Origin of the sequence: Pseudaquabacterium inlustre, from assembly GCF_038066595.1 — a bacterium.
Taxonomy (GTDB): domain Bacteria; phylum Pseudomonadota; class Gammaproteobacteria; order Burkholderiales; family Burkholderiaceae_C; genus Pseudaquabacterium; species Pseudaquabacterium inlustre.
In genome coordinates, this window is record NZ_JBBUTH010000007.1 from 334,379 (window position 1) to 354,088 (window position 19,710).

16 protein-coding genes, 1 tRNA gene, 1 pseudogene and 1 riboswitch are annotated in these 19,710 nt (G+C 71.5%); of the genes and pseudogenes, 8 read left to right on the forward strand and 10 right to left on the reverse strand.

Annotation, left to right across the window (positions count from 1 at the left end; translation table 11 throughout):
- Nucleotides 1-59: 59 nt before the first annotated feature.
- On the reverse strand, nt 60-1,289 hold the full coding sequence (gene purT, locus AACH10_RS13050) for a formate-dependent phosphoribosylglycinamide formyltransferase (RefSeq protein WP_341410863.1): 1,230 nt from the start codon (nt 1,287-1,289) through the stop codon (nt 60-62).
- An 83-nt stretch (nt 1,290-1,372) separates the two neighbouring features.
- Between purT and AACH10_RS13055 the strand changes: the two genes are divergently transcribed.
- Nucleotides 1,373-2,473 carry a DNA glycosylase AlkZ-like family protein gene (locus AACH10_RS13055; protein WP_341410864.1) on the forward strand — a complete coding sequence of 367 codons (1,101 nt, stop codon included), beginning with the start codon at nt 1,373-1,375 and terminating at the stop codon, nt 2,471-2,473.
- Nucleotides 2,474-2,480: 7 nt separating this feature from the next.
- On the opposite strand, the gene AACH10_RS13060 is transcribed toward AACH10_RS13055, so the two are convergent.
- Complete coding sequence (locus AACH10_RS13060) at nt 2,481-3,488, reverse strand: aldo/keto reductase (RefSeq protein WP_341410865.1); 1,008 nt, start codon at nt 3,486-3,488, stop codon at nt 2,481-2,483.
- A gap of 170 nt (nt 3,489-3,658) precedes the next feature.
- Here AACH10_RS13060 and AACH10_RS13065 point away from each other — a divergent pair, with 170 nt between their 5' ends.
- Entirely contained in the window at nt 3,659-4,633 is a 975-nt protein-coding gene (locus tag AACH10_RS13065) for an AraC family transcriptional regulator (RefSeq protein WP_341410866.1), read from the forward strand.
- A 35-nt stretch (nt 4,634-4,668) separates the two neighbouring features.
- On the opposite strand, the gene AACH10_RS13070 is transcribed toward AACH10_RS13065, so the two are convergent.
- Nucleotides 4,669-5,466: an HAD-IIB family hydrolase gene (locus tag AACH10_RS13070; protein ID WP_423228607.1), complete on the reverse strand. Its 798-nt coding sequence runs from the start codon at nt 5,464-5,466 to the stop codon at nt 4,669-4,671.
- 202 nt (nt 5,467-5,668) lie between these two features.
- On the opposite strand from AACH10_RS13070, the gene ppk2 reads away from it, so the two are divergent.
- The 4 genes from ppk2 (at nt 5,669) to metF (ending at nt 10,241) form a co-directional block, all read left to right on the forward strand.
- Nucleotides 5,669-6,880, forward strand: a complete 1,212-nt coding sequence (ppk2, locus tag AACH10_RS13075; protein WP_341410868.1) for a polyphosphate kinase 2 — start codon at nt 5,669-5,671, stop codon at nt 6,878-6,880.
- 46 nt (nt 6,881-6,926) lie between these two features.
- The gene (locus AACH10_RS13080) at nt 6,927-7,658 is read left to right on the forward strand and encodes a hypothetical protein (protein WP_341410869.1); all 732 of its coding nucleotides are present in this window, start codon (nt 6,927-6,929) and stop codon (nt 7,656-7,658) included.
- Between the two features lie 112 nt (nt 7,659-7,770).
- Nucleotides 7,771-7,882: riboswitch (S-adenosyl-L-homocysteine riboswitch) on the forward strand.
- Between the two features lie 81 nt (nt 7,883-7,963).
- A complete protein-coding gene (gene ahcY / locus AACH10_RS13085) occupies nt 7,964-9,412 on the forward strand; it encodes an adenosylhomocysteinase (RefSeq protein WP_341410870.1) in 1,449 nt (482 codons plus the stop codon).
- A gap of 1 nt (nt 9,413) precedes the next feature.
- Nucleotides 9,414-10,241, forward strand: a complete 828-nt coding sequence (gene metF, locus AACH10_RS13090; protein ID WP_341410871.1) for a methylenetetrahydrofolate reductase [NAD(P)H] — start codon at nt 9,414-9,416, stop codon at nt 10,239-10,241.
- 31 nt (nt 10,242-10,272) lie between these two features.
- Here the strand turns inward: metF and AACH10_RS13095 are convergent, their stop codons facing one another.
- From AACH10_RS13095 to AACH10_RS13105, 3 genes and pseudogenes are all read right to left on the reverse strand, one after another.
- Nucleotides 10,273-10,668 carry a DUF488 domain-containing protein gene (locus tag AACH10_RS13095; RefSeq protein ID WP_341410872.1) on the reverse strand — a complete coding sequence of 132 codons (396 nt, stop codon included), beginning with the start codon at nt 10,666-10,668 and terminating at the stop codon, nt 10,273-10,275.
- 104 nt (nt 10,669-10,772) lie between these two features.
- A complete protein-coding gene (locus AACH10_RS13100; protein ID WP_341410873.1) occupies nt 10,773-12,044 on the reverse strand; it encodes an acyl-CoA dehydrogenase family protein in 1,272 nt (423 codons plus the stop codon).
- Nucleotides 12,045-12,223: 179 nt separating this feature from the next.
- A pseudogene (locus tag AACH10_RS13105) lies at nt 12,224-12,595 on the reverse strand (cupin domain-containing protein); the annotation flags it as partial.
- 69 nt (nt 12,596-12,664) lie between these two features.
- On the opposite strand from AACH10_RS13105, the gene AACH10_RS13110 reads away from it, so the two are divergent.
- Nucleotides 12,665-13,570, forward strand: a complete 906-nt coding sequence (locus tag AACH10_RS13110; protein WP_341410874.1) for a LysR family transcriptional regulator — start codon at nt 12,665-12,667, stop codon at nt 13,568-13,570.
- A 43-nt stretch (nt 13,571-13,613) separates the two neighbouring features.
- On the opposite strand, the gene AACH10_RS13115 is transcribed toward AACH10_RS13110, so the two are convergent.
- From AACH10_RS13115 to AACH10_RS13130, 4 genes are all read right to left on the reverse strand, one after another.
- A complete protein-coding gene (locus AACH10_RS13115) occupies nt 13,614-15,563 on the reverse strand; it encodes a potassium transporter Kup (RefSeq protein ID WP_341410875.1) in 1,950 nt (649 codons plus the stop codon).
- A gap of 175 nt (nt 15,564-15,738) precedes the next feature.
- Nucleotides 15,739-15,823: transfer RNA gene (locus tag AACH10_RS13120), tRNA-Leu, on the reverse strand.
- Nucleotides 15,824-15,997: 174 nt separating this feature from the next.
- Nucleotides 15,998-16,711, reverse strand: coding sequence for a response regulator (locus AACH10_RS13125; protein WP_341410876.1), 714 nt, complete (start codon nt 16,709-16,711; stop codon nt 15,998-16,000).
- Nucleotides 16,708-18,378 carry a sensor histidine kinase gene (locus AACH10_RS13130; protein WP_341410877.1) on the reverse strand — a complete coding sequence of 557 codons (1,671 nt, stop codon included), beginning with the start codon at nt 18,376-18,378 and terminating at the stop codon, nt 16,708-16,710. Before AACH10_RS13130 ends, AACH10_RS13125 begins: the two co-directional genes overlap by 4 nt.
- 98 nt (nt 18,379-18,476) lie before the next feature.
- Between AACH10_RS13130 and AACH10_RS13135 the strand changes: the two genes are divergently transcribed.
- Nucleotides 18,477-19,703 carry a CaiB/BaiF CoA transferase family protein gene (locus AACH10_RS13135; RefSeq protein ID WP_341410878.1) on the forward strand — a complete coding sequence of 409 codons (1,227 nt, stop codon included), beginning with the start codon at nt 18,477-18,479 and terminating at the stop codon, nt 19,701-19,703.
- Nucleotides 19,704-19,710: the final 7 nt, after the last annotated feature.

The following is a 19,710-nucleotide window of genomic DNA, read 5'->3' on the forward strand; positions in this document are numbered from 1 at the left end:
CCGCCGATTGTGAAGGCGCCGCAGCGGCCCGGCGGGTCGCGGGGGTGACGCGGGTTGCTTCAGGCCTGGCGGGGTTTGACCTTCGACGCAGCCAGTTTGGCCTGGGTGCGTGCGCGCTCCACATCGGCATCGTGCACCAGGGCCACGCCCATGCGGCGCTTGGTGAAGCTCTCGGGCTTGCCGAACAGGCGGATCTCGCTGTTGGGCACCCGCATCGCCTCGGCCACGCCGTCGAACACGATGCCCTGCGCCTCGACGCCGCCATAGATCACGGCGCTGGCGCCGGGGCTCTTCAGCGTGGCGTCGACCGGCAGGCCCAGGATGGCGCGGGCGTGCAGTTCGAACTCGTTCTGCCACTGCGTGATCATGGTCACCATGCCGGTGTCATGCGGGCGCGGGCTCACCTCGCTGAACCACACCATGTCGCCCTTGACGAACAGCTCGACGCCGAACAGGCCCAGCCCGGAGGGCTGTCCGTCCAGGCCCACGCCCAGGTCGTCGGTGATGGCCTTGGCGATCTCGCGCGAGCGCTGCAGCGCGGTGGCCGTCATCGGGTGCGGCTGCCAGCTTTCCACATAGTCGCCGCTGACCTGCACATGGCCGATCGGGTCGCAGAAGTGGGTCTGCACCTGACCGTCAGGCCCCAAGGCGCGCACGGTCAGCTGGGTGATCTCGTAGTCGAAATCGATGAAGCCCTCGACGATGATGCGCCCGTGGCTGACCCGGCCGCCGGCCATGGCGTAGTCCCAGGCCTTCTGCACATCGGCGGGGCCGTCGATCTTGCTCTGGCCTTTGCCGCTGCTGCTCATCACCGGCTTGACAATGCAGGGGTAGCCGATGCCCCCGTCGATGGCCGCCTGCAGTTCGGCCAGCGAGTCGCAGAACTGGTACGGGCTGGTGGGCAGGCCCAATGTCTCGGCGGCCAGGCGGCGGATGCCTTCGCGGTCCATCGTCAGGCGCGCGGCGCGGGCCGTGGGGATCACGCGCACCTTGCCTTCGGCCTCCAGCGCCTGCAGCTCGGGCGTGGCGATGGCCTCGATCTCGGGCACCACCAGGTCGGGCTTCTCGGCCTCGATCAGCGCACGCAGTTGCGCCGCATCGCTCATCGTGATGGTGCGCGCGTGGTGCGCCACCTGCTGGCCGGGCGCGTTCTGGTAGCGGTCGACCGCGATCGTCTCCACACCCAGGCGCTGCAGCGCGATCAGCACCTCCTTGCCCAGCTCGCCGCTGCCCAGCAGCATCACGCGGGTGGCGTTGGGGGACAGCGGGGTTCCGATCGGCTTCGTCATGGCGGGGCGCAGAAGGTGGGGGTGAATGGCGCATTGTCGCCGCCTCGCCAGCGGCCGGCCGACGCCCGGTTACGCTTGCTGCCATGCCCGCCGCACCGCTCACGCTGGACCACCTGCGCCACCACGCCGTGGCGCGCACGCTGTTCACGCCCACCACGCTGCCGAAGGCCATCGCGCGCCTGGGCTTCGTGCAGGCCGATCCGATCCGCGCCCCGGCGCGGGCGCAGGATCTGACGCTGCGCCACCGCGTCCAGGGCTACCGCGCCGGCGATCTGGAAGCGCGCTACGCCCGGCTGGGCATCGAGGAAGACTTCTTCGTCAACTACGGCTTTTTGCCGCGCGCCACGGCGGCGCTGATGCACCCGCGCACGCCGCGCACGGTGTGGCCCAAGACGCGCTGGCAGCAGGCGCATGAGGTGCTGGCCTTCGTGAAGGACCGCGGCGTGGTGCACCCGCGCGAGGTGGATGCGCAGTTCGCCCACGGCAAGACGAAGAACTGGTTCGGCGGCAGCAGCAATGCCAGCACCCAGCTGCTGGACGGCATGCACTACCGCGGCCTGCTGCGCATCGCGCGGCGCGAGGGCGGCGTGCGCCTGTATGCGGCACGCGATGTGCACGAGCCTGCGACCGATGCCGCTGCGGCCATGGACGCGCTGATCGACGTGATCGTGGCCAAGTACGCGCCGCTGCCGCAACGCTCGCTGTCCGAACTGGTCAGCCACCTGCGCGGCGGCGCCCCGCAATGGGCGGGCGAGCGCGCCGCCGCGCTGGCCCGCACCCGCGCGCGGCTGCCCAGCGCCCGCGTGGACGGCGTGGACTGGTACTGGCCGGCCGGCGAGAACCCGCGCAGCCTGCGCCACGCCCGCACCGCCACCGCCGACACGGTGCGCCTGCTGGCCCCGTTCGATCCCATCGTGTGGGACCGCCGCCGCTTCGAGAGGTTCTGGGGCTGGGCCTACCGCTTCGAGGCCTACACGCCGGCGCCCCAGCGTGTGCGCGGCTACTACGCGCTGCCGCTGCTGTGGCGCGACCAGGTCATCGGCTGGGGCAACCTGTCGGTGAAGGCGGGCCGGCTGCAGCCCGAGCTGGGCTATGTGGCCGGCAAGCCGCCGCGCGAGGCAGCCTACCGCGCGGCGCTGGACGAGGAACTGCAGCGCATGGGCACCTTCCTGGGACTGGGCTGAGCGCCCGTCAGACGCCCACGTTGGCCATCGCTGCCGCCGGGTAACGTGTGCCCGCCACCGGCTGCACGGCCAGCAGCGCATCCACGGCCGCGCGCAGCGCGGGGTTCAGCGGCGTGCGGGCGGCGCTGGCGTTCTCGTCCAGCCGCTCGATGCGCCGCGTGCCGGGGATGGGCACGATGTCGTCGCCCTGGGCCAGCAGCCAGGCCAGGGCCAGTTGCGCCGGGCTCATGCCGTGAGCCAGGGCCAGGCGGCTGACGGCATCGGCCAGCGCCAGGTTGTGGGCCAGGTTGTCGCCCTGGAAGCGCGGGTTGGCGCGGCGCCAGTCGTTGGCGGCCAGCGCATCGGTGCTGCGGATGGCGCCGGTGAGAAAGCCGCGGCCCAGCGGGCTGTAGGGCACCAGCGCGATGCCGAGCGCACGGCAGGTGGGCAGGATGGCGGCCTCGACGTCGCGCGTCCACAGCGAGTACTCGGTCTGCAGCGCGGCGATCGGGTGCACGGCGGCGGCGCGGCGCAGCGTCTCGGGGCCGGCTTCCGACAGGCCCAGGAAGCGCACCTTGCCGGCCTGCACCAGATCGGCCATGGCGCCCACCGTGTCCTCGATGGGCACGGTCTTGTCCACGCGGTGCTGGTAGTACAGGTCGATGTGGTCCACGCCCAGGCGCTGCAGGCTGGCGTCGCAGGCCTGCTTCACATAGGCCGGGCTGCCGTCGATGCGCAGCAGGGCGCCGTCGGCCGCGCGCACATTGCCGAACTTGGTGGCCAGCACCAGCTCGCTGCGCCGCGTGGCCAGCAGACGCGACAGCAGGCGCTCGTTGGCGCCCACGCCGTACATGTCGGCGGTGTCGAGGAAGTTGATGCCGATGTCGAGTGCATGGTTCAGCACGGTCAGCGATTGCGCGTCGTCGGCCGGGCCGTAGAAGTCGGACATGCCCATGCAGCCCAGGCCCAGGGCGGAGACCTCGGGGCCATCGGCGCCCAGGCGGCGGCGGGGAAAGGACGGGGTGGCGTGCGTCATCGTGAGAACTCCGGAAACAGCGATGGATCGAGCAGGCCGCCAGCGTAGGCAGCCACCGGTCCGCCGGCCAGCGCGAAGCTCGCCGATGTTTGCCCGATCCTCCAGACCCGGCCTCTGGCCAGCCCCCGAGCGGCCCGCGATGCCCTGGCAGCCACCACAATCCGCCGGCCATGCTGCCGACACGATCCTCCAGCCTCGATCCCCTGCCACCCGAATGGGCCGCCCGACTCAGCCAGGCCGTGCAACTAGCGCTGCGGCATGCGCCAGTGGACGGCCACCATGCCACCGCGGTGCCGGGGCTGATGCTGATCCGCGCCAGCGCGCCGGCCCAGCCGCTGCCCACGGTGTACGAGCCCGGCCTGGTGGTGGTGCTGCAAGGTCGCAAGCAGGCGCTGCTGGGCCAGCAGGTGCTGCGCTACGACCCGCTGCACTGCCTGGTGGTGTCGGTGAAGATGCTGCCCGCCGGCCAGATCACCGAGGCCTCGCCCGAGGCGCCCTACCTCTGCCTGCGTCTCGGCCTGGACACCCAGGCGCTGAGCGCGCTGCTGCTGGAGCTGGGGCCGGCCGGCACCACGCCCGCCGCGGCGAGCGCCAGCGCCGCCCCCGCCAGCAGTGCCACCTGCGGCCTGAACGTGGCCCGCGTGTCACCGCCCCTGCTGGACGCGGTGCTGCGCCTGCTGCACCTGCTGGACACGCCCGAGCACCTGCGTGTGCTGGCGCCGCTGGCCATGCGCGAGATCCTGTACCGCGTGCTGGTGGGCGAGCTGGGTGGCCCGCTGCGGCAGCTGGCGCTGGCCGATGGCCACGGCCAGCGCATTGCGCGTGCCATCGGCCTGCTGGAGCGCCGCTTCGACCAGCCGGTGCGCATCGACGAACTGGCGGCCGCCGCGCACATGAGCCCGTCCAGCCTGCACCTGCGCTTCAAGCAGGTGACGGCCATGTCGCCGCTGCAGTACCAGAAGCAGCTGCGCCTGCACCAGGCGCGCCGGCTGATGCTGGCCGAGGGCCTGGATGCCGCCGCGGCCGCTCACCGCGTGGGCTATGAAAGCGCCTCGCAGTTCAGCCGCGAGTACCGGCGCCTGTTCGGCGCGCCACCGCGGGCCGAGATCGCGCAGCTGCGCGATGGCGCCGTGATGGTGGATTGAGCGGGGCGGGTGCTCCAGCGGGCCGGGTGCCCCAATCACCTGACCGCCAGCACCCGCGCCGCCAGCTCGGCAAAGCCCTCGCCGCGCTCGGCCTGCGTGACCCAGGCTGGCAGGTGCGCCAGCTGCGGCACGAAGCGCGCGATGTTGGCCACGCCCACGCTCAGCGGCAGGCGCTCGAACATCAGCTGGTCGTTGGTGGAATCGCCCACGTACAGCCAGTCGGCCTGCTCAGCCGGCCCGAAGGCCTGGCCCAGCACCTCGCTCACGGCCCAGGCGGCGGCTGTCCACTTGCTGTGCTCGCCGATCCAGCCGTTGACGTGGATCGAACTCACCGTGGCGGTCAGGCCATGCGCGCGCATCACGGCGCACACGGCGTCGATCTGCGCCGCGTCGAGGTGGGCGAACTCGCTGTGGTCGATGGCGATGTCGGTCAAGCGGCCCGGGCTGTCCTGCGCCAGCGTGGCGCCGGGCACGCGCGCCAGCACCTCGGCCGCACAGGCCTGCAGGCGTGCGAAGCGCGCGGCGCGGGTGGCCTCGTCCACCGTGTAGTCGCGGCGCAGGCCGTCGGGCGCTGCGGCGTCACGGCGCAGCATCACGCCGCCGTTCTCGGCCACGATGGCGGCCACCGGCCAGGCGCGCGCCATCGGCTCGCTCCAGCCGGCCGGGCGGCCGGTGATGGCGATCACCGGCACGCCGGCGGCGGCCAAGTCACCCAGCGCGTGCAAGGCAGCAGGCGCGATGGCGCCGTCGGCGGTGAGCGTGTCGTCGATGTCGGTCAGCACGCCGCGCACGCTGCGCAGGCGCTCGGACGGCAACTCGGCCAGCGGGCGCAGGCGGCGGTTGGGCGCGTCGGCGGGTCGATCAACGGCTGGTGCGGCAGGCAGGTCGCCACGGTGAAAAGCGGACATGGGCCGCAGTCTCGCATGGGCCGCAAAGCCGCCGCGAAGGGCCGGCCGCGCTTGATGCGTGTCAAAGACCGGTGCCCTGCGCAGGCACACCATGCTTGTTTTCATCCGCCTGACACACGAGACCGCCATGGCCAAGGACACCGCCCCCACCTCGCCCAGCCCCGCCGCCCGCAAGGCCGCGCCGCGCCAGTCCGCGGCATCGGCCTCGGCCAAGCCCGCCGCCCGCCGGGCGCGCGCCGTGCAGGCCGGCGACACGCCGCCCTCGATGGCGCCGGCGGCACTGGAGCGCCACCGCGTGGCCCGCGCCCTCACCCGGGCCCAGACGGTGCAGAGCCTGGCCCTCGAGGACGCCCTGGCCGCCGATGCCGCCCAGGCCGGCCTGGGCGCTGGCCAGCCGCCGCTGCTGGACAACGTGAGCCCGCTGCTGGCCGGCGCCTCGCCCGACGACCTGAAGGCCTTGCGCCGCCTGCTGGCCCAGCACACGGCCACCACGGCACCCACGCCCGATGCCGACACCGCGCTGGCCCCCGGCTGGCGCGAAGGCGGCTACCCGTACAAGAACCTGCTGAGCCGCCGCACCTACGAGCGCCAGAAATACCGCCTCCAGGTGGAACTGCTGAAGCTGCAGGCCTGGGTGAAGGAGACCGGCGCGCGCGTGGTCATCCTGTTCGAGGGGCGCGACGCGGCCGGCAAGGGCGGCACGATCAAGCGCTTCATGGAGCACCTGAACCCGCGCGGTGCGCGCGTGGTGGCGCTGGAAAAGCCCAGCGAGGTGGAGCGCGGCCAGTGGTACTTCCAGCGCTACATCCAGCACCTGCCCACGGCCGGCGAGATCGTGATGTTCGACCGCAGCTGGTACAACCGCGCCGGCGTCGAGCGGGTGATGGGCTTTTGCAGCGAGCGCGAGTACGACGAGTTCCTGCGCCAGTGCCCCGAGTTCGAGCGCCAGCTGGTGCGCAGCGGCATACACCTGTTCAAGTTCTGGTTCTCGGTCAGCCGGGACGAGCAGCGCCGCCGCTTCAAGGAGCGCAAGCTGCACCCGCTCAAGCAGTGGAAGCTGAGCCCGGTGGACCTGGCCAGCCTGGACAAGTGGGACGACTACACACGCGCCAAGGAGGCCATGTTCCTGCACTGCGACACCAGCGATGCGCCGTGGACCGTGATCAAGAGCGATTGCAAGAAGCGCGCACGCCTGAACGCCATGCGCTACGTGCTGCACCGCATGCCCTTCGCGCGGCGCGACCTGGGCACCATCGGCGCGGTCGATCCGCTGATCGTCGGCCGGCCCTCGCTGGTGCCCGGCACGGGAGAGGACCTGCTGTCGCAAGGCAACAGCTGAGCCAGGCCACCACACCGCCACACCGCGGAGCCGCTAGCATCGCGGCATGACGTTCGATCGACGCCGCCTGCTGTCCAGCGGCCTGGCGGGTGGTGCGGCACTCGCCCTGCCGGGTGTGTCCCTCGCCGCGCGCAGCGCGCCGTTTCGCCGCCTGGCGGTGGCCGACCCACCCTTCGTCGAGGAGTACGAGGTCGTCATCGCCGCGGCGCCGCCGCTGGCGCGCGGCATCGTCGGCCGGGTGCTGACACGCGCCGTCACCGAGACCGACGAGTACCTGAAGAGCGAGAAGCTCACCGCCGCGCTCGACCCCGACAAGACCCAGTTGCACGAGCACTTCGTGCAGGCCCTGGCCGACGAACTGTCCGAGGCCGAGGTGAAGACCCTGCTGGTGCCGGTGGAAGCTGCCGACAGCGAAGACAAGCTGATGGCCCAGATGCGCCGCAAGGCGCCGCAGGCCGATGCGCTGCTGCTGGCCAACGTGATGGGCCGCTTCGTGGCGCTGCACGGCCTGGCGGCCTACGCGCCGGCCCTGATGGTCGGCGTGAAGGTCATTCCCGCGCAGACCGGCGCCGGCAGCAAGCCGCTGCTGGACGCGGTGTTCACCGCCGGCTTCCGTGGGCTGGACCCGCGTGCCACGCACCTGGAGGTGGTGGACATGCCCGAGCGATTCGACAACGTGCAGGCGCTGCTGGGCCAGGTCGAGCAGGCGCGCAAGGCGCTGCAAAGCGGCGTCGAGGCGGTGGCCGCCGAGGTGGCCCGCCGCCTGATGCCGGCCTGATGGCGTCTTGACGCCCCGCCAGCGCCTGCGGGGGCGAAAAAGCCCACGCTTCGCACTCTGTTTCACGCGCCGCGGCCGGTGCAGGCCGAGTGGCTCTGCGTAGAATGCGCCCCGTTCCGAGGAGCGTTGCGAGGCCGCCGACCCGTCGTGCAGGCCCCAGGCTCGGAACACATGTCGAGTCGGGCCCGCTGTCGGCCAGTCTCCTGCAACCGCGCTCACCCAGCAGTTTGTGCCGAGGGTGAGTGGGTGCCACAGGTTCCCGTTCGCCCCCGGCGTGATCTTCACCCGCCCTGGAGAGCTGAACGATGAACGCCCCCCTGAACGCCATCCACACCGCCCTGGCCGCCGACCAGTACGCCATTGCCGACCTGTCGCTTGCCGACTGGGGCCGCAAGGAACTCAACATCGCCGAGACCGAGATGCCGGCGCTGATGGCCATCCGCACCGAATACGCCGCCGCGCAGCCGCTCAAGGGCGCGCGCATCACCGGCAGCCTGCACATGACCATCCAGACCGCCGTGCTGGTGGAGACGCTGCAGGCCCTCGGCGCCGAGGTGCGCTGGGCCAGCTGCAACATCTTCAGCACGCAGGACCACGCCGCCGCCGCCCTGGTGGCCAAGGGCACGCCGGTGTTCGCCTACAAGGGTGAGACGCTGCGCGACTACTGGGACTACACCCACCGCATCTTCGAATTCGGCGCCGCTGGCACGCCCGGCGAAGGCCCGAACATGATCCTGGACGACGGCGGCGATGCCACGCTGCTGATGCACCTGGGCAAGAAGGCCGAGAAGGACGCCTCGGTGATCGCCAACCCGGGCAGCGAGGAAGAGCGCGAGCTGTTCGCCTCGATCAAGGCCACACTGGCCAAGGACCCCACCTGGTACAGCCGCAAGAGCGCGCAGATCCTGGGCGTGACCGAAGAGACCACGACCGGCGTGCACCGCCTGAACGAGATGTCGGCCAAGGGCCAGCTGATGTTCCGCGCCATCAACGTCAACGACAGCGTCACCAAGAGCAAGTTCGACAACCTGTACGGCTGCCGCGAAAGCCTGGTGGACGGCATCAAGCGCGCCACCGACGTGATGATCGCCGGCAAGATCGCCGTGGTGTGCGGTTACGGCGACGTGGGCAAGGGCAGCGCCCAGGCCCTGCGCGCACTGAGCGCCCAGGTGTGGGTGACCGAGATCGACCCGATCAACGCGCTGCAGGCCGCGATGGAAGGCTACCGCGTGGTGACGATGGACTGGGCCGCCGCCCAGGCCGACATCTTCGTCACCACCACCGGCAACCGCGACGTGATCACCTATGAGCACATGGCGGCGATGAAGAACAACGCCATCGTCTGCAACATCGGCCACTTCGACAACGAGATCCAGGTTGCCAAGCTGGAAGAGAAGTGCCAGTGGGAGGAGATCAAGCCCCAGGTCGACCACGTGATCTTCCCCGACGGCAAGCGCATCATCCTGCTGGCCAAGGGCCGCCTGGTGAACCTGGGCTGCGGCACCGGCCACCCCAGCTACGTGATGAGCTCCAGCTTCGCCAACCAGACGCTGGCCCAGATCGAGCTGTACGCCCACAAGGACGCGTACGACATCGGCAAGGTCTACGTGCTGCCCAAGCACCTCGACGAGAAGGTGGCCCGCCTGCAACTGGTGACGCTGAACGCCCAGCTGACCACGCTGACCGAGGAACAGGCCGCCTACATCGGCGTGCAGGTCCAGGGTCCGTACAAGCCCGACACCTACCGCTATTGAGATGACGCTGCCGATCAGCATCGAGTTCTTCCCGCCCAACACCCCGGTGGGGGCGGAGAAGCTCAAGACCGTGGTGCAGGAGCTCTCGGCCCTCAAGCCGGAGTTCTTCAGCGTGACCTATGGCGCCGGCGGCGCCACGCGCGAGAAGACCCTGGCCACGGTGCGCGACATCGCAGCGCTGGGCTTCGAGGCCGCCCCGCACCTGAGCTGCGTGGGCTCCACGCGCGAAGGCATTGCCGAGATCCTGGCCACCTACCGGGCCCAGGGCATCCGCCGCATCGTGGCGCTGCGGGGCGATCTGCCCAGCGGCACCGCGGTGGCGGGCGAGTTCCGCTATGCGTCGGAACTGGTGAGCTTCATCCGCGAGACGCAGGGGCCCGACTGGAAGATCGAGGTGGCGGCCTACCCGGAGTACCACCCCGAGCAGCGCTACGCGAAGAAGGACCTGCAGCATTTCGCCCACAAGGTGAAGTGCGGCGCCGATGCGGCGATCACGCAGTTCTTCTTCAACCCCGACGCCTACTTCCACTTCGTGGATGAGGTGCGGGCGTTGGGCGTGGACGTGCCCATCGTGCCGGGCGTGATGCCCATCCACAGCTTCTCGCGCATCGTGCAGTTTGCTGCCCGTGACGGCATCGAGATCCCGCGCTGGGTGATGCTGAAGATGGAGGGCTACATGGACGACGCCGCCAGCATCCGCGCCTTCGGGCTGGATGTGGTGACGCGCCTGTGCGAGCGCCTGATTGCCGGCGGCGTGCCGGCCATCCACTTCTACGCGCTGAACCAGAGTGCGCTGACGCTGGAGATCTGCAAGCGCCTGGGGCTCTGAGCGTTGGCCACCGGGCGCTTGGCGCCCGGGCTCATGCCAGATCCGCCCCGCGGGCAGCCAGCAGTTCGCGCAGCAGGCTGCGATGGCAGCGCGCTTCGGTGTCGCAGTAGCACCCCACCGACAGGTTCGAGGTGTGCGACAGCGCGGCCAGCAGGTTCAGCGCCTGCTCGGCCTCGGGCGCCTTCATCTCGCTGCGGTAGCGGCGGACAAAGGCCTGCCAGGCGGCGTCATCGCCAGCGGCCACCGCGGCCTGGCCGTCCTTCATGGTCTCGGCGCTGGGCGCCAGCAGCGGAAACCACACGTCGTACCAGTTCTGCGTGGCGAACTCGGCCTTGGGCACGCCGCGCGGCGGCCGGCGCACGGTGCCGATGCGGGTGCCTTCCTGCTCGGCCCGTGGCGAGCCCAGCCTGACGATGCGCAACACCATGACCTGTCCTCCTGTGCTCCTGCAAGTCGGCGCCGGCCGGCGTCCGGCCTTGCGCCACGCGCAATGTAGCGTGGCGGCAGGGTCGAACGCGCGTCAGATGGGGTTCAGGTCGGCGCCGGCATCCAGCGCCGCAGGTGCGCGGCATTGGCGCCGCGCCGCTTCTTGGCGCCCGACAACTCGGCGCGCGCCACCGTGCGCAGGTGCACCTCGTCGGGCCCGTCCAGCAGGCGCAGCGCGCGGCCCCAGGCCCACAGCCGGGCCAGCGGCGTGTCGGGCGTCAGGCCCATAGCGCCAAAGACCTGCATCGCGCGGTCCAGCACCCGGGTCTGCAGGCGCGATGTCACCAACTTGATCGCCGACGCGTCGACGCGCGCCGCGGCATTGCCCAGCGTGTCCATCTTCCACGCGGCGTGAAGCACGAGCAGGCGCGCCTGGTCGATCTCCAATCGACTTTCGGCGATCCAGTCCTGCACATTGGCGAAGTCGCCCACGCGCTGGCCGAAGGTGCGGCGCTCCAGCGCGCGCTCGCACATCAGCTCCAGCGCCAGCTCGCACTGGCCGATGCTGCGCATGGCGTGGTGCACCCGGCCCGGCCCCAGCCGCGCCTGGGCCATCGCGAAGCCGGCGCCCTCCTCGCCCAGCAAGTGATCGACCGGCACGCGCACGTTGCGGAACACCAGCTCGCAGTGCCCGTCCAGCGCCTGGTGGTCCATCACCGGGATGTTGCGCTCGATGGCCAGGCCCGGGCTGTCCATCGGCACCAGCACGATGGAGTGGCTGTGGTGGTGGTCAGCGCCCTCCTCGTCACTGGGCGAGGCGCTGTGGCCCATCACCAAGGCGACGCGGCAGTTCGGGTGCGCCGCGCCGGTGATGAACCACTTGCGGCCGTTGATCACATAGTGGTCACCATCGCGGGTGATGCGGGTTTCCAGCTGCGTGGGGTCGGACGAGGCCACGTCGGGCTCGCTCATCGCGAAGCACGAGCGCATCTCGCCACGCAGCAGCGGCATCAGCCAGCGCTCGCGCTGCATCGGCGAGGCGAACATCTGCAGCAGCTCCATGTTGCCGCTGTCGGGCGCGTTGCAGTTGAACAGCTCGGCCGCCCAGGGCACGCGGCCCATGGCCTCGGCCAGCGGGGCGTAGTCGGTGGTGCTCAGGCGCGTGCCGGGCTCGTCGTCGGCCAGCTTGGGCAGGCACAGGTTCCACAGTCCCTGCTCGCGCGCGCGGGCCTGCAGGTCGAGCACCAGGTCGAGCGGGAACACGCCGGCGTCGCTCCAGCGGTGCCACTCGGCCATCGACGGCAGCACCAGGTCGGCCATGAAGCGCTCGATCTGGGCACGCAGCGCCAGGCTGCGGGGAGAGGGCGTGAAGTCCATCGCGGTGTGCGGCCAACAGGCCGGCGGTGCAAGCAGAGCGCCGATCTTGGTGGGCCCCACCGGCCCGGCTTGTCGCGGCAGCGACGGGGCTGGCCCGGCGCTTGATGCGCATCAAAGGCCAGTGCCGCGGCGCACGGCCTCAGCTGCGCCAGCGCCTGGCCATCCGGCAGACTGGTGGGCACCGGCGAGGCGCCGAAGATGCCCAGGATCTCCAGCGGCTCCGGCCCCACATTGAAGATCTGGTGCACATGGCCGCGCGGCAGCGTCAGCGTGGTGTCGGCGCCGAAGCGCAGCACCTGGCCGTCGCTGTGCACCTCGCCCCAGCCGGCCAGGCACAGCACCACTTCGTCGCAGTCGTGCTGGTGCGGTGGCGTGGCCGCGCCGGCCGCCAGGCTCTGCCGCCACAGCGAGAGCTGCGCCAGCCCGTCGGCCTGGCCGGCCCAGGTGCTGTGCTGGATGCCCGGCAGCAGCGTGGCAGCGGGCGGGGTCTGTTCGATCAGGTTCATGCGGGTTCTCCGGTTGACGTGCTTCGCAGTGTGGCGATCCATCATTGCCGCGTGAATAGCCTCGCGCGCCGTAACATTGCCGACATTCCATCGTCAATCAGCCAGGGGAACGCGATGCAGGGCCTGCAGCAGTTCATCGCCTTTGCCGAGACCGCCAAGCACGGCGGCTTTGCCGCCGCCGCGCGCGAGCAGGGCGTGGCCCCGTCCACGCTGGCCAAGGCGGTGGGCCGGCTGGAGGCGGCGCTGGGGGTGAAGCTGTTCCACCGCACCACGCGGCAGGTGACGCTGACACCCGATGGCGAGCGCCTGTACCAGCGCTGCCAGCGCGTGCTGGCCGAGGTGGAGGACCTGCAGGCCGAAGCCTCGGGCAGCCGTGCCGTGCCCATGGGCACGCTGCGCATCGATCTGCCGGTGTACTACGGCAAGACCTTCGTGATGCCGCTGCTGGCCGATCTGGCCGAGCGCTACCCGCAGCTGCGGCTGGATGTGCGCATGACCGACACCCAGGTGGACCTGGTGCGCGACGGCGTCGACCTGGCCGTGCGCATCGGCGCGCTCAATGACTCCAGTCTGGTGGCCCGCCGCATCGACCGGCAGCACCTGGTGCTGTGCGCCAGCCCGGCCTACCTGGCGCGGCGCGGCACGCCACGCCGCATCGAAGACCTGGGCGGCCATGCCGCGATCGTGTTCCGCCTGCCCACCAGCGGACGCGACCGGCCCTGGCAGCTGCGCCAGCGCGGCCAGCCGGTGACGCTGCAGCCGGCGCCGCAGGTGCGCGTGAACGAGACCGAAGGCCTGCTGGCCGCCGTGAAGCTGGGCCTGGGCATCTGCCAGCTGCCCGACATGCTGGCGCAACAGGAACTGGCCCGCGGCGAACTGGTGGAACTGCTGCCCAGCTGCCGCCCCGAGTCCATGCCCATCCACGTCATCTACCCGTCCGGCCGTTTGCTGCCGGCCCGCGTGAGCGCCGCCATCGAGGCCCTGACGGTGCTGCGCCACCGGCTGGACGGCGCGGCCTGAGCGGCCGCGCCACGCCCCGGGACACACCGATGTCCGACCGGTCCTACACCTGCACGCGCGTGCCCAGTTCCACCACCGCGTTGTCGGGCAGGCGGAAGTAGGCCGCCGCGCTGCCGGCATTGCGGCTCATCGCGCCGAACAGGCGGTCGCGCCAGCGTTGCAGCGGGCCGCGCAGGGCGGCCACGGCTTCGGCCGGCACCAGCGTTTCGCGGCTGAGGAACCAGCTGGTCTCGAACATCGGCACGTCCAGACCCTGCGCACGGCACAGCGCCATGGCGCGCGGCACATCGGGCTGCTCCATGAAGCCGAAGCGCAGCCGCGCGCGCCAGAAGCCCTGGCCCAGCGGCTCGAGTTGCACGCGGTGCGCCTCGTCGACGAAGGGCGTCTCGGCAAACTGCACCGTGGCCACCACGTTGGTGGCGTGCAGCACCTGGTTGTGCTTGAGGTTGTGCAGCAGCGCCTGCGGCACCAACGTGGGGTCGGCCACCGGGTACACCGCCACGCGCTGGCAACGCGGCACGCTGCCAGCATCCAGCGTGGCCACGAACCCGGCCAGGTCCAGGCCATCGCGCCGGATGGTCGCCAGCACGCGGGCCCGGCCGGCCTGCCAGGTGTGCATCAGCCCGAACAGCAGCGCCCCCACGGCCAGCGGGAACCAGCCGCCGTCGAAGAACTTCATCGCGCAGCCGGCCACCAGCAGCGCATCGATGGCCAGGAAGACGGCCGTGGCACCCAAGGCCAGCGGCGCCGGCAGGCGCCAGCCCAGGCGCACCACCACGAAGGTGAGCACGGTGGTGATCATCATCGTCAGCGTGACGGCGATGCCGTAGGCGCCGGCCAGCGCGCTGCTGCTGCCGAAGCCCAGCACCGCGGCCAGCACGCCAGCGGCCAGCAGCCAGTTCACGGCCGGCAGGTAGATCTGGCCCGACTCGCGTGCCGAGGTGTGGCGCACCGCCATGCGCGGCAGAAAGCCCAGCTGGATGGCCTGGCGCGTCATCGAATAGGCGCCCGAGATCACTGCCTGCGAGGCGATCACCGCGGCCGCCGTGGCCAGCAGCAGCACCGGCCAGATCAGCCCGGCCGGAAACATGCGGAAGAACGGGTTGTCGATGGCCGCCGGCTGGCCCATCAGCAGCGCGCCCTGGCCCAGGTAGTTGAGCGCCAGCGCGGGCAGCACCAGCCCGGTCCAGGCGATCTGGATGGGCTGGCGACCGAAGTGGCCCATGTCGGCATACAGCGCCTCGGCCCCGGTGAGCGCCAGCACGATGGCGCCCACGGCCAGCAGCACGCCTGGGCCGCGGTCGATCAGGAAGTGCAGCGCATGCAGCGGGTTCAACGCCGCCAGGATGCCCGGCTGGGCCAGGATGTTGAGTACACCCGCCGCCGCCAGCACGCCGAACCACAGCACGATGACCGGGCCGAACAGCCGCCCCACCACCGCCGTGCCCAGCCGCTGCACCGCGAACAACCCCACCAGGATCAGCAGCGAGGCCGGCACGACGTAGGGCTTGAAGGCCGGCGTGGCCACCTCCAGCCCCTCCACCGCGCCCAGCACCGAGATGGCCGGCGTGATGATGCTGTCGCCATAGAACAGCGTGGCACCGGCCACGCCCAGCAGCAGCAGCGCACGGCGCAGGCGCGGCCGATGCCCCACCGCCTGCACGGCCAGCGCCGTGAGCGCCAGGCCGCCGCCCTCGCCCCGGTTGTCGGCGCGCAGGATCAGGATCACGTACTTCAGCGTGACCACCCCCATCAGTGCCCACACGATGCACGACACCGCGCCGATGAGGTGCGGCGCATCCAGCGGCACACCGGTGGCCGGCGAGAACACCTCCTTCATCGTGTACAGCGGGCTGGTGCCGATGTCGCCGTACCCCACGCCGATGGCGCCCAGGGTCAGGGCGGCCCGTGAACTGCGCTGCGGGTGGGCAGCAGAAGGAGCGGATGCAGGCGAGACGGGTGGCTCGGCACCTGCGGGAACAGCGATGGCCATGATGTCCAGCCCTGTGCAGGCTGTCAGTGAACAGGCCTGCACGGTGCCGCGGCCGGCATCAGGAACGCATAAGCGCCACCCATGGCACCCGCGCCACCCACGCCACCCCCACGGCAGGGAACCGGACGCCCAAAGCAAAACAGCCAGCACGTGCGTGCTGGCTGCTTGCTGGTGTTGGTGCCCAGGAGAGGACTCGAACCTCCACGGAGTTACCCGCTAGTACCTGAAACTAGTGCGTCTACCAATTCCGCCACCTGGGCTTTCAGGTCAGTCACTGACTGAAGCCCACGACTATAGCAAGAAATTCGGGAGATCCTGACGCTTCCACCAAATCGGCTGCATCGGCAGGCTGATCGGCTGACGGTCCATGCCGCAGGTCTGTGCTGCCTGTCGGCAGAAGCCAGGGACACGTCGCCGGCGCCAGGCGCCACGGCTCACGCCCCCTCGACCAGCCGATAGCCCATCCCCGGCTCGGTGAGCAGCAGCCGCGGCTCGGCCGGCACCGCTTCCAGCTTGGCACGCAGTTGGCCCATGTACAGGCGCAGGTAGTGGGTGTGGTCCACGTACTCGGCGCCCCACACGTCGGCCAGCAGTTGGCGGTGGGTGACGATGCGGCCCGCACTGCGCACCAGGCGGGCCAGGAGCTTGAACTCGGTGGGCGTGAGGTGCACCGGCTGGCCGTCGCGCAGCACGCGCGGGTCGGCCAGGTCGACGCACACGCCTTCGTGCTGCCAGCGGGTGATGGCGGGGGCCAGGGCGGTGCCGCGGTGGCGCAAGGCCACGCGCATGCGCGCCAGCAGCTCGGCCATGCCGAAGGGCTTGACCAGGTAGTCGTCGGCGCCGGCGTCCAGCAGGCGGATCTTCTGGCCCTCGGCCTCGCGCGCCGAGATCACCAGCACCGGCAGGCCGTGGCGCTTGCGCAGGCTCTGCAGCAGGGTATCGCCGTCGCCGTCGGGCAGGCCCAGATCCAGCAGCACCAGGTCCAGACCCGGGCTGGCCTCGCCTGGCCGCGCGGCATGGGCCACGACAGCCAGGCCCTCGGACAAGCTGGCTGCGGTGAGCACCTCGTAACCCTCCACCGCCAGCGCGGCGCGCAGCGTGGCGCGCAGCGCGCGGTCGTCTTCCACCAGCAACACGCGCAGTGTCATGCATCCGCCTCCGGCGCCGGGGCCGGTGGTTCGCGCAGCGGCAGCCAGCATTCGAAACTGCTGCCGCCATGGCCGCGGGCGCGCAGGCGCAACTCACCGCCGTGCGCGCGGGCGATGGCGCGGCACACGGCCAGGCCCACGCCGGCGCCGCGTGTGGGCAGCGGCGCCGCCGCACCAGGCATGGCCTCGGCCCCGCGCTGGAAGACCTCGAAGATGCGCTCCCGCCAGGCCGGCGCCACGCCGGGGCCGCGGTCGCGCACGGCCAGCACAGCCCAGCCCAGCGAGGCCGCGCTGGCGTCCGCGGCGACCTGGCCCGGCAGTCCGCTCGATAACCCGCCAGGCAAGCCGCCCGGCAACCCGCCCGGCAACCCGCCCGGCAACTGGCGCCGCACCAGCAACTCCACCGCGCCCTCGGGCGGGGTGTGCTTCAGCGCGTTGTCGATCAGGTTGTCCAGCAGCTGGCTCATCAGCAGCGCATCACACCACAGCAGCGGCAGGCCCGGCTCCACGCGCACGCGGGTGCGGCGCTCAGGGTCGCGCGCGCGGGCATGGCGCAGTGCGGCACCCACCAGCTCCTCGGCCGATTCCCAGTCGCAGCGAAGGCTCACGCCGGGCGCATCCAGGCGTGCCAGCTGCAGTGTGTTGTCGGTCAGGCGGCTGAGCTGGCCCACCTCGTCGACGATGCGGCGCGCCAGGGCCTGGCGTTGCGCGGCAGGGAGCCGCTCGCCCTGCTCGTCCAGCGACGAGGCGGCGCCCAGAATGGTGGCCAGCGGCGTGCGGTAGTCGTGCGAGATGGCGGCCAGCAGCGCGTTGCGCACGCCCTGAGCCTGGGCCGCATCGTGGGCACGCTGGGTCTCGCGGGCAGCCTGCTGGCGCTGCAGCGCCAGGCCCAGCGGGTCGCACAGCGCCTGGGCATGGTCGCGCACAGCGTCGTCACCGCGCTCGGGCGCCGGGCCGGTGAGCACGGCCGCCCCCCAGCAGCTGCCACGGCCGCGCAGCGGCAGGTACCAGGCGGGCAGCTCGTCGTGCCGGCCGGTGCCGGGGCCCATGGCATGGCCCTGGCGCAGGCAGTGCCACAGGCCGGCGCGCTGGTCGGCATCGGGCTCGCCCACGCGCAGCACGGCGGCATCGTCGTTGCCGGCCGGCAGGCCGTCGATCAGCGCCATCAGCGCCACCGGGCCGCCGCTCAGCGCCACCAGAGAGGCATGCAGCGCGCCCGTGTGGGCCAGCGGATCGACGGCGTCACGCAGGGTCTCACTCCAGTGGCGCAGCTGCTGCGCCTGCCGCGCGTGGCGGTGGGCCTGCTGCGCCTGGTGGCGCTGCGCCGCCATCAGCGCGGCGACGATCCAGTTGACGCCCAGCATGGCCCCCAGCAGCAGCGCATGCTGGTGCAGGTTGACCGCAAAGCTGCCGCGTGGCGGCACGAAAGCCCAGTTGAAGGCCAGCACCGCCAGCGCGCTGGCCGCCGCCGATGCCAGCACCGGCAACCACAGCGAGGCCACGGCGGCGCTGAGCACCAGCACCATGGCCAGGTTGGCCAGATCCACCTGGCCATCCAGCACCGCCATGGCGACCCAGCCGCCCATCCAGGCAAGCCCCGCCAGCGCCAGGCGCGCGGGCAGGCCGGGCGGCACCGGATCCGTGGTGAGTTCGTCGACTGCTGGCATGCCTGCACGGTAGCAAAGCCCGCATCAGGAACGCATCAGGGCGCAGCTAGCATGCGGCTTTCAATCCCGCTGCCACATCCCACAGCACCCACCGCACCATGGCCCACGACCCCACCCTGGCCCTGACACCCCCCTCCCCCGCCGCGCTGCGCGGTCTGCGCGTGGTCGAGATGGGCCAGCTGATCGCCGGGCCGTTCGCGGCCAAGATGCTGGGCGAGTTCGGTGCCGAGGTGGTGAAGATCGAGCCACCCGGCGCGGGCGACCCGCTGCGCAACTGGCGCCTGTTGCAGGATGGCACCTCGGTGTGGTGGCAGGTGCAAAGCCGCAACAAGCAGTCGGTGGCCATCGACCTGCGCAGCGCCGCGGGTCAGGACCTGGCACGCCGCCTGATCGCCGAGGCCGACGTGCTGGTGGAGAACTTCCGCCCCGGCCAGCTGGAGGCCTGGGGCATGGCGCCCGAGCAGCTGCTGGCGCTGAACCCGAAACTGGTGATGCTGCGCGTGTCGGGCTACGGCCAGACCGGGCCCTACCGCGACAAGCCCGGCTTCGGCGTCATCGGCGAGGCCATGGGCGGTCTGCGCCACCTGAGCGCCGAGCCCGGCCGCGTGCCGGTGCGCGTGGGCATCAGCATCGGCGACACTCTGGCCGCGCTGCATGGCGTGATCGGCGTGCTGATGGCGCTGCGCCACCGCGAGGTGAACGGTGGCCAGGGCCAGGTGGTGGACGTGGCGCTGCATGAGGCGGTGTTCAACTGCATGGAAAGCCTGATCCCCGAGTACAGCGCCTTCGGCGTGGTGCGTCAGCCCGCCGGCAGCGCGCTGCCCGGCATCGCGCCCAGCAACGCCTACCCCTGCAGCGACGGCTGGGTGCTGATCGGCGGCAATGGCGACAGCATCTTCAAGCGGCTGATGGCCGTGATCGGCCGCGACGACCTGGCCCAAGCGCCCGACCTGGCAGACAACGCCGGCCGCGTGGCCCGCGTGGCCGAGCTGGATGCGGTGATCGGCGCCTGGACCGCCCAGCGCACCATGGCCGAGGCCCTGGCTGCGCTGGACGCCGCGCGCGTGCCCGCCGGCAAGGTGTACACCGCCGCCGACATCCACGACGACCCGCACTACCGCGCCCGCGACATGATCCTGCAGCAGGCCACGCGCGACGGCCACACCGTGGCCGTGCCCGGCATCGTGCCCAAGCTGTCGGCCACGCCGGGCACGGTGCGCAGCAGCGCGCCCCGGCTGGGCGACGACACCGACGCCGTGCTGGCCGGCATGGGCCTCACGGCTGCGCAGATTGCCGAGCTGCGGGCGCGGGGCGTGGTGGCCTGAGCGGCCT

Coding starts and splice junctions, on each gene's coding strand:
- purT (WP_341410863.1), bottom strand. CDS start 1,289: ATGACGAAGCCGATCGGAACCCCGCTGTCCCCCAACGCCACCCGCGTG.
- AACH10_RS13055 (WP_341410864.1), top strand. CDS start 1,373: ATGCCCGCCGCACCGCTCACGCTGGACCACCTGCGCCACCACGCCGTG.
- AACH10_RS13060 (WP_341410865.1), bottom strand. CDS start 3,488: ATGACGCACGCCACCCCGTCCTTTCCCCGCCGCCGCCTGGGCGCCGAT.
- AACH10_RS13065 (WP_341410866.1), top strand. CDS start 3,659: ATGCTGCCGACACGATCCTCCAGCCTCGATCCCCTGCCACCCGAATGG.
- ppk2 (WP_341410868.1), top strand. CDS start 5,669: ATGGCCAAGGACACCGCCCCCACCTCGCCCAGCCCCGCCGCCCGCAAG.
- AACH10_RS13080 (WP_341410869.1), top strand. CDS start 6,927: ATGACGTTCGATCGACGCCGCCTGCTGTCCAGCGGCCTGGCGGGTGGT.
- ahcY (WP_341410870.1), top strand. CDS start 7,964: ATGAACGCCCCCCTGAACGCCATCCACACCGCCCTGGCCGCCGACCAG.
- metF (WP_341410871.1), top strand. CDS start 9,414: ATGACGCTGCCGATCAGCATCGAGTTCTTCCCGCCCAACACCCCGGTG.
- AACH10_RS13095 (WP_341410872.1), bottom strand. CDS start 10,668: ATGGTGTTGCGCATCGTCAGGCTGGGCTCGCCACGGGCCGAGCAGGAA.
- AACH10_RS13100 (WP_341410873.1), bottom strand. CDS start 12,044: ATGGACTTCACGCCCTCTCCCCGCAGCCTGGCGCTGCGTGCCCAGATC.
- AACH10_RS13110 (WP_341410874.1), top strand. CDS start 12,665: ATGCAGGGCCTGCAGCAGTTCATCGCCTTTGCCGAGACCGCCAAGCAC.
- AACH10_RS13115 (WP_341410875.1), bottom strand. CDS start 15,563: ATGGCCATCGCTGTTCCCGCAGGTGCCGAGCCACCCGTCTCGCCTGCA.
- AACH10_RS13125 (WP_341410876.1), bottom strand. CDS start 16,711: ATGACACTGCGCGTGTTGCTGGTGGAAGACGACCGCGCGCTGCGCGCC.
- AACH10_RS13130 (WP_341410877.1), bottom strand. CDS start 18,378: ATGCCAGCAGTCGACGAACTCACCACGGATCCGGTGCCGCCCGGCCTG.
- AACH10_RS13135 (WP_341410878.1), top strand. CDS start 18,477: ATGGCCCACGACCCCACCCTGGCCCTGACACCCCCCTCCCCCGCCGCG.